Source organism: Mesorhizobium sp. WSM3224 (genome assembly GCF_000427725.1).
Lineage (GTDB): Bacteria > Pseudomonadota > Alphaproteobacteria > Rhizobiales > Rhizobiaceae > Mesorhizobium.
Genome location: NZ_ATYO01000019.1, coordinates 125,870 through 133,461, shown reverse-complemented (window position 1 = coordinate 133,461; position 7,592 = coordinate 125,870). Strand labels below are relative to the sequence as shown.

Sequence of the window (7,592 nt, the reverse complement as noted above, 5' to 3'; positions counted from 1 at the left end):
CCACATCACCAATCCCGAGAAGCTCGCAAGCCTCATCGTCATCGTGATGCTCGCCATCACATGGGCCTACCGATGCGCCACCCAAACCATGGGCATGAAGGCCATACCCCGCAAAAGCCACGGCCGCCGCGAAAAATCCTGGTTCCGCATCGGTCTCGACGCACTCAGAGACTGGATCGTCAACTGCCCCAAAGCAGCCGCCCACGCGTGGCTCGAAAAAGCACCCCGAAGATCGATGATCAGCTCAAAAAACGCCTGAGTCGTGTACCGTGGAATCCGTTTCAGCGCGACGCGCTTTAAGGAATTTTCATCAGCCGCGAACCAGCCAGACGATGGCGACGCCGACGGCGATTGCCGCAAGCCCCCCGATCCGCAGCGCATTCTCGGGAATCGACAGCACTTCCGTCGCTAGTTTCCGGGCCAGGCCCGGAAACCCGCCATAGACCAGGCCCTCGATCACCAGGACCAGGCCGATCGCCGCGACAAAATCCTGCACCGCCACTACTGGGCGGTGCTGGGTTGCACGGCCGGCGCCGCCGGTTGCCCCGTTCCAGGTTGCGGTGCCGCCGGCTGGCCGGGCTGAGGCTTGCTGCCCGGATCGCGGAAGTAGCGGAAGAACTCGGACTCGGGCGAGAGCACCATCGTCGTTCCGGTGTTGTCCAGCGCCGTGCCGTAGGCATTCATCGAGCGATAGAAATCGAAGAACGCCGGATCGCGCTTATAGGCGTCCGCGAAGGTCGCGCTGCGCTGCGCCTCGCCCTCACCGCGAAGGATCTCCGATTCCTTCTGCGCCTCGGCGACGATCTCGACGACCTCGCGGTCGGCCCGCGCCTTGATGCGTTGCGCAGCCTCGTTGCCGCGCGCCCTGAGACGCTCCGCCTCGGCCAGGCGCTCGGCCTTCATGCGGTCGAAGGTCTGCTGCGAGACCTCCGCCGTCAGATCGGTCCGGCGGATGCGCACATCCTCGATGTCGAGGCCGAGCGACGTCGCGTCCGGGCGAAGCTGATCGCGCACCTCGCGCATCATGACGCCGCGCTCCTCGGAGAGCGCGGCCTCGAAGTCGCGCAGGCCGTAGACCCGGCGCAGCGCCGCGTCGAGACGCGTCCGCAGCCGGGCTTCGGCCAGTTCCACCTGACCGGACACCGCCGCGCGGAAGGTGCGCGGATCCGAGATGCGGTAGGCGATGAAGGCGTCGACCTCATAGAACTTGCCGCCCGAGACCTGGACGCGGATGTTGTCGAGGTCGAAGCGCATCACGCGCTTCTCGACCATCTGCACGCTGTCGGCGTCGAAGAAGGCGAACGGCGCCTTGAAGTACACGCCGGGCTCGCTCTTGACGTCGATGATCTCGCCGAATCTCAGCACGATCGCCTGCTGGCCGGCACTGACCACGAAGATCGAGGAGTAAAGCAGGAATAATAGCACAGCCGCGATGACGGCGATGATGGGAAGACGGTTGGCCATCACTGGTTACCTCCCAGCACCGGCGCCGGCGGCGCTTTCGGCTGCAATGCCGGCAGCGGCAGGTAAGGCAGCACGCCCTGACCGTTGCCTTGCTCGACGACGACCTTGTTGGCGTCCTTCAGGATCTTCTCCATGGTTTCGAGATAGAGACGCTTGCGCGTGACGTCGGGTGCCTTGGCGTATTCGTCGTAGACGGAGATGAAGCGCTGCGCCTCGCCCTCCGCCTCCTGTACGACACGGTTCTTATAAGCGGCCGCATCTTCGCGGATTTGCGCCGCCTGGCCGCGCGCCTGGCCGAGCTTCTGGTTGGAGTACTGGTTGGCCTGCTCGACGAACTTGTCCTCGTCCTGTTCGGCGCGCTGCACCTCGTCGAACGCATCGGCGACCTCACGCGGCGGCGCGGCGTCCTCGATCGAGATCGCGTTGACCTGGAGGCCGGTCTTGTAGCCGTCGAGCGTGCCCTGGATGATCTCGCGCACGCCGGTTGCGATGCCCTGGCGGTCGTCGCGGAAGATATCCTGCGCCGGACGCCTGCCGACGACTTCGCGCATGGCGCTTTCGGCCACCTGGGTCAGCATGCCGTCAGGATCGGAGACGTCGAACAGATAGGCCCTGGGATCGGAGACCTGGTAGGCGACCGAGAACTGCACGTTGACGATGTTCTGGTCGCCGGAGAGCATCAGCCCGGAGCCGCTGGTCGTGCCGCCGCCGATGCTGACGAGCTGCTCGGAGATCTTGGCGGTCTCGACCGTTTCGATCGGCCACCAGTGGAAATGCAGGCCGGGCTGCGAAAGCTCGGCTTTCGGCTGGCCGAAGCGCAGCTCGACGGCAACCTCGTCGGGCTGCACGGTGTAGATCGCCTTGAAGGCCCACAGCACGACGAGTGCCAGCGCGATCAGTCCGAGCACGGCCGGGCTGGCGCCGCCCCCGCCCGGAAGCGCACGCCGCAGCCTGTCCTGGCCGCGGCGGATGATATCTTCAAGATCGGGAGGCGAGCCCGGCGGGCCGCTTGGCCCTTTCGGTCCCTGCCCCCAGGGCCCCTGATTGCCGCCGCCGCCCCATGGGCCGCCGCCGCCGCTTTTATCGTTCCAGGGCATGAATGTCCTTTCGCTTCGGTTCCCTCAGGCCTTGCGGCGCAATCCTAACGCATGACCCCGAAAACCCATATCGGTTTTCAGAAAGGAATCATGCGCCAAAATCAAAGTTTTACAGCGGCCTCTTGCGCGTCCGGTTGGATGCGCGTCGCTGCAGCATCGTTCTTCTATAGGGACGCCTTGGCACGCTTTCAACGCGATGTGCCACCACCACCGTCCGATTTGGGCCCGTAGCGACCGTTTGTCGTCGTCAATGGCCGTCGCGACGACGCTCGTAGACGGTATAGCGCGTCGCGTGGCTGTCTTTCTCGCCTGCCGGAAAATCCCCCGCGCGGACTACCTTCCAGACGTTCGGATCGATCGGCGGGAAATGCGCGTCACCATCGACCTTGGCCAGCACATGCGTCACATGCAGCCGGTCTGCAACCGGCAGGGCCTGGGCATAGATCTCGCCGCCACCGACCACGCAGATCTCCTCGGCGCCCGCCATGCAGCGGCCGCGCGCCTTGGCCAGCGTGATCGCGTCATCCAGCGAGTGGGCCACCTCGATGCCTTCGGCGCGCCAGGCCTTGTCGCGCGTCACCACGATGTTGAGCCGGCCGGGCAGCGGCCGGCCGATGCCTTCATAGGTCTTGCGGCCCATGACGATCGGCTTGCCCATCGTGTCGGCCTTGAAGCGCTTGAGATCCGTGGAAAGCCGCCACGGCAGGCCGCCTTCGCGTCCGATCACGCCGTTTTCGGCGATGGCGACATAGATCGCGATGTCCATCAGCCGCCGTTCCCGCCATTGTCCGACGGCACGAGCAGCAGGATGTCGATGTCGCGCTCGGGATAGAAATCCCTGGCCGTCATCTCGAACGTCGTTGGCCCGACCTTTTTGACATTGTCGCCGCAGAAGGAGACGAGGTTCTTGGGGCTGCCCTTGTCGATGGTCAGCTTGAAGTTGCCGATGGTTCCGGACGCCCAGTTACCGCCGGTGGTCAGGATATAGGCGATGCGGCTCTCGTAATATTTCGGATAGCCGTCCGGATTCGCCTTGGCCGCCTTGCGCACCGCGTTCTCGAATGCCTGATCCATGCAATAGCGGGTCTTGTAGGTATCGTATTGCGGGCTCTGGAACTGGCCATCGGAAAAGAAGCTGACCGAGGACGTGCCGCCGACGCTGGGCTTGTAGCGGTGCGAAACGTGGACCTCCTTGTTGGCCGGGAAGGTCGAGCGCCACCAATAGGTCGAGCGCAATTGCCAGAACGGCACAAAGGTGGTTTGCATGCCCGAGCCGTCATCGGCGGTATCCTCGATGATGATGCCGCGGTCTTCCCAATCCTTGGTGACATCCTTGGGCAACTTCGCCAGCGCCGCCTTGGCGGCATCGCCGAACGGATAGAGCGGCACGTTCTGCGCCTTGAGGTCCGCAGTTATGTCGATGCCGAGCGCCAGGGCCTTTTGCTCCAGTTGCGGCTTCGCATCGACGCCATCGATCGTCACCTCGAAGCCCAGGAAATTGTCGCTCTGCGCTTCCGGGATCGCCGGCATCTCGTTCGGATCGCCCTCGATGTCGGGCATTGGGAACGCGACGATAGAGCTGACATCTTTGTCGGTGTTGTTGCGGAAGATATAGTCGACCGTCACCTTCTCCGGCGAGATGAAGAGATCCTCGCTTTGCATGGCGACGGCGTCGCTGCGCGACAGGATCAGACCGCCGGTGCCGAGCTCGGCGACGGAATCATTGGCGAAGGCCGGCGCGGCCATGACTGCCAGTGCTGCGGTCAGTACGGTGCGTAACATGGACCCCTCCTCGACGGCGATACCGGGACCAGCCGGTACGCCCTTCCATCTAGCCGTTTCAAGTCGGCGTTTCAAAGCCCTTCATCACCCGGCACCGGGACTTCTGGACACCGCGCCGCCGATCGGGCAGGAGATCGCCATGCGCAAGCTTCTCGTCATCGGCATCGGCGCCGGCAACCCAGATCACATGACGGTCCAGGCCATCAACGGCCTGAACCGCGCCGACGTGCTGTTCATCCCCGACAAGGGAACCAGGAAGAGCGATCTCGCTGATTTGCGCCGGCAGATCTGCGACCGCTTCGTGACCAATCCGAAATCGCGCCGGGTCGAGTTCGACGTGCCGGTCCGGACCGAGCCGACATCGTCCTATCGCGTGACCGTCGACGACTGGCATGAGGCGATCGCCGAGATTTATGAGACGCTTATCCGCGACGAGCTTGCCGAATATGGCTGCGGCGCCTTCCTGATCTGGGGCGACCCGTCACTCTATGACAGCGCGCTGCGCATCCTCGAACGCGTTCGCCTCAGAGGCAATGTCGGTTTCGAGCTCGAGGTCATCCCCGGCATCACCGCGATCCAGGCGCTCGCCGCGAGCCATGCGACCGCGCTCAACCGCATCGGCGATTCGATCCTGGTCACCACCGGCCGACGGCTGACGGAGGAAGGTCTCCCGGCCAATGCCGGCTCGGCGGTGGTCATGCTCGACGGCAAATGCGCCTTCAACACGCTGGCCGACAAGGATATCTTCATCCAGTGGGGCGCCTATCTCGGAACGCCGGACGAAATCATCATCGCCGGCCGGCTGGGCGATGTCGGCGCCGAGATCGAGAAAGTCCGCGAAGAAGCCCGGGCAAGGAAGGGCTGGATCATGGACACGTATCTGCTGAGGAAGCCAGGGGAGTAAGGCAGCAGGGCAGTAAGGCAATAGGGGCGCACATCGCGTGCGCAACCACTCCAGGAGATCGTGCCCTACTGCCCTACTGCTGCCCTACTGCCCTACTGCCCTACCCGGCATCGATCTCCGACTGCAAAGCTTGCATATGGACCGCGGCCGCCGATGAAGCGGCTCGCTCTATGGCCCGGAACCTGCTGACGACCGCCAAACCCACCGATGTCAGTTGCGCGCCGCCGCCTTTCCGGCCGCCGGTCTGCGCCGCGACAAGCGGCTTGCCGAACACGCGGTTCATGTCTTCGACAAGATCCCAGGCATGCTTGTAGGACATCTCCATGCCGCGTGCCGCGGCCGAGATCGACCCAAAGGCGGCGATCTGCTCCAGAAGCTCGATCTTGCCCGGGCCGATCCGGCCATCGGGATCGAGATTTATCCGCAGGCTGAGCGACGGCATTTCATCTCCTCGGATTTCACGGCACGACAATAGTCCCTATGGGAGGGAAGCGCTATTCCAAATATACATAGCGACATGATCCGACTGCTCAAACGTCGGCTTCGGCCGGCAGCCCGGCGCCGGTGTTTGCGCGATCGAAACTCACGGTCTTGATGACCGCAAAGACCTGGCTTCCCAGCTTGAGGCCAAGCGCCTGCCGCGATTGTTCGGTGATGCGTGCGACCACGACCGCACCGTGGCAATCGACGCCGACTTCGACCTCGGGCCCCTCGCCCGGTCTCATGCTGACGATCGTCCCCGGCAAGATATTGAGCGCGCTGAGACCGGCGGGCTTCTCGACGCCGATCATCACGTCGCGGGCGCGGATGCGGATGCGCACCGGAGCGCCGGCCGCCCTCGCCAGTCTCGGCACGCGGATCTCGCCGGCCTGCGAGGCAAGCACCGTCATGCCGAACGTCTCGTCGTGGCGCAGAACCTTGGTGTCGAGCACCGCTCCGCCCTCGCCGCGCTCTTCCGCCGGCAAAAGGTCCAGCCGCCGCATGATCGCCTCGGTCGGGCCTGCGGCCGCGACCTTGCCCTGCGCAAGCACCACCACGTCGCTCGCCAGCCGCGCCACCTCGGCGACGGTATGGCTGACATAGACGATCGGGATTTTCGTCTCGTCGCGCAGCCGTTCGACATAGGGCAGGATCTCGGCCTTGCGCGCCTCGTCGAGCGAGGCGAGCGGCTCGTCCATCAGAAGCAGTTTCGGGCTGGCAAGCAGCGCGCGGCCGATGGCGACGCGCTGCTTTTCGCCGCCCGACAGTCTTGCCGGCCGCCGGTCGAGCAGGTGGCCGATGCCGAGCAGGTCGATCACCGCATCCATTTTGGCGTAGCGCTCGGAAGACGGCGTGAACCAGCGGCCGTAGCGCAGATTGCTGGCGACGCTCATATGCGGGAACAGCCGCGCATCCTGGAACACCATGCCGATCCGCCGCTTGTGCATCGGCACGAAGATACGCGCGGCGGTGTCGACCAGCACGCGCCCATCGACGGCGACGCGGCCCTCGTCCGGACGGACCAGGCCGGCGATCAGGTTTATCAGCGTCGACTTGCCCGAGCCCGACGGCCCGAACAGCGCCGTCAGCCGGCCGGCGCTCTCGAAGCTTGCCTCCAAGGCGAAGTCGCCGAGCCGATGGCGGATATCGACGGAGAGCGTCATTCGATGTCCATCCGCCGGCCGACGCGCCGCGCCAGCACTTCCGAGGCGATGAGCGCGACCATCGAGATGGCGATCGAGATCAGCGTCAGCCTGAGCGCGCCTTCGTCGCCGCCAGGCACCTGCGTGAACGTGTAGATCGCCGAGGGCAGCGTCTGCGTTTCGTTGGGGATGTTGGAGACGAAGGTGATGGTGGCGCCGAACTCGCCCATCGCCTTGGCGAAGGAAAGGATCGCGCCGGCGATCAGGCCGGGCAGGATCAGCGGCAGCGTGATGGTGGCGAACACCCAGAGCGGATTGGCGCCCAGCGTGCCGGCCGCCGCCTCCATCTTGCGATCGACCGCCTCGATCGACAGCCGGATCGCCCGCACCATCAGCGGAAAGCCCATCACGCCGCAGGCGAGCGCAGCACCCGTCCAGCGGAACGAAAAGACGATGCCGAAATGCTCGGCAAGGAAGGCGCCGGCCGGCCCACGCCGGCCGAAGGTGAGCAGGAGCAGGTAGCCGGTCACCACCGGCGGCAGGATCAGCGGCAGATGCACCAGCCCGTTGAGCAGGGTCTTGCCCCAGAAACGCCCTCGCGCGAGCAGCAGCGCCAGCAGGATACCGGGCGGCAGGCTGGCGATCATCGCCACCGTCGCCACCTTGATCGACAGCCGGACCGCATTCCATTCGTCGGGAGTGAGGTCCAGCAGCCAGTTCATG

9 protein-coding genes and 1 pseudogene are annotated in these 7,592 nt (G+C 64.9%); 2 read left to right on the top strand and 8 right to left on the bottom strand.

Going from position 1 to position 7,592, the window contains the following annotated elements:
* Positions 1 to 259: pseudogene (locus YU3_RS41360) on the top strand (hypothetical protein); the annotation flags it as partial.
* Positions 260 to 310: 51 nt separating this feature from the next.
* Here YU3_RS41360 and YU3_RS0124925 read toward each other — a convergent pair.
* The 5 genes from YU3_RS0124925 to YU3_RS0124905 form a co-directional block, all read right to left on the bottom strand.
* Positions 311 to 496, bottom strand: coding sequence for a DUF2065 domain-containing protein (locus YU3_RS0124925; protein WP_027168781.1), 186 nt, complete (start codon positions 494 to 496; stop codon positions 311 to 313).
* A 5-nt stretch (positions 497 to 501) separates the two neighbouring features.
* Positions 502 to 1,464 (bottom strand): protease modulator HflC, encoded by a 963-nt coding sequence (locus YU3_RS0124920; RefSeq protein WP_027168780.1) that lies wholly within the window; start codon positions 1,462 to 1,464, stop codon positions 502 to 504.
* On the bottom strand, positions 1,464 to 2,561 hold the full coding sequence (hflK, locus tag YU3_RS0124915) for an FtsH protease activity modulator HflK (RefSeq protein ID WP_027168779.1): 1,098 nt from the start codon (positions 2,559 to 2,561) through the stop codon (positions 1,464 to 1,466). Before hflK ends, YU3_RS0124920 begins: the two co-directional genes overlap by 1 nt.
* A 247-nt stretch (positions 2,562 to 2,808) precedes the next feature.
* Complete coding sequence (locus YU3_RS0124910) at positions 2,809 to 3,327, bottom strand: dihydrofolate reductase (RefSeq protein ID WP_027168778.1); 519 nt, start codon at positions 3,325 to 3,327, stop codon at positions 2,809 to 2,811.
* Positions 3,327 to 4,343, bottom strand: a complete 1,017-nt coding sequence (locus YU3_RS0124905) for a DUF4424 domain-containing protein (RefSeq protein ID WP_027168777.1) — start codon at positions 4,341 to 4,343, stop codon at positions 3,327 to 3,329. Before YU3_RS0124905 ends, YU3_RS0124910 begins: the two co-directional genes overlap by 1 nt.
* Positions 4,344 to 4,482: 139 nt before the next feature.
* Here YU3_RS0124905 and cobF point away from each other — a divergent pair, with 139 nt between their 5' ends.
* Entirely contained in the window at positions 4,483 to 5,247 is a 765-nt protein-coding gene (gene cobF / locus YU3_RS0124900) for a precorrin-6A synthase (deacetylating) (RefSeq protein ID WP_027168776.1), read from the top strand.
* Between the two features lie 100 nt (positions 5,248 to 5,347).
* On the opposite strand, the gene YU3_RS0124895 is transcribed toward cobF, so the two are convergent.
* The 3 genes from YU3_RS0124895 to modB form a co-directional block, all read right to left on the bottom strand.
* The gene (locus tag YU3_RS0124895; protein ID WP_027168775.1) at positions 5,348 to 5,689 is read right to left on the bottom strand and encodes a winged helix-turn-helix domain-containing protein; all 342 of its coding nucleotides are present in this window, start codon (positions 5,687 to 5,689) and stop codon (positions 5,348 to 5,350) included.
* An 88-nt stretch (positions 5,690 to 5,777) separates the two neighbouring features.
* Positions 5,778 to 6,890, bottom strand: coding sequence for a molybdenum ABC transporter ATP-binding protein (modC, locus tag YU3_RS0124890; RefSeq protein WP_027168774.1), 1,113 nt, complete (start codon positions 6,888 to 6,890; stop codon positions 5,778 to 5,780).
* The gene (gene modB, locus YU3_RS0124885) at positions 6,887 to 7,591 is read right to left on the bottom strand and encodes a molybdate ABC transporter permease subunit (protein WP_027168773.1); all 705 of its coding nucleotides are present in this window, start codon (positions 7,589 to 7,591) and stop codon (positions 6,887 to 6,889) included. Before modB ends, modC begins: the two co-directional genes overlap by 4 nt.
* Position 7,592: the final 1 nt, after the last annotated feature.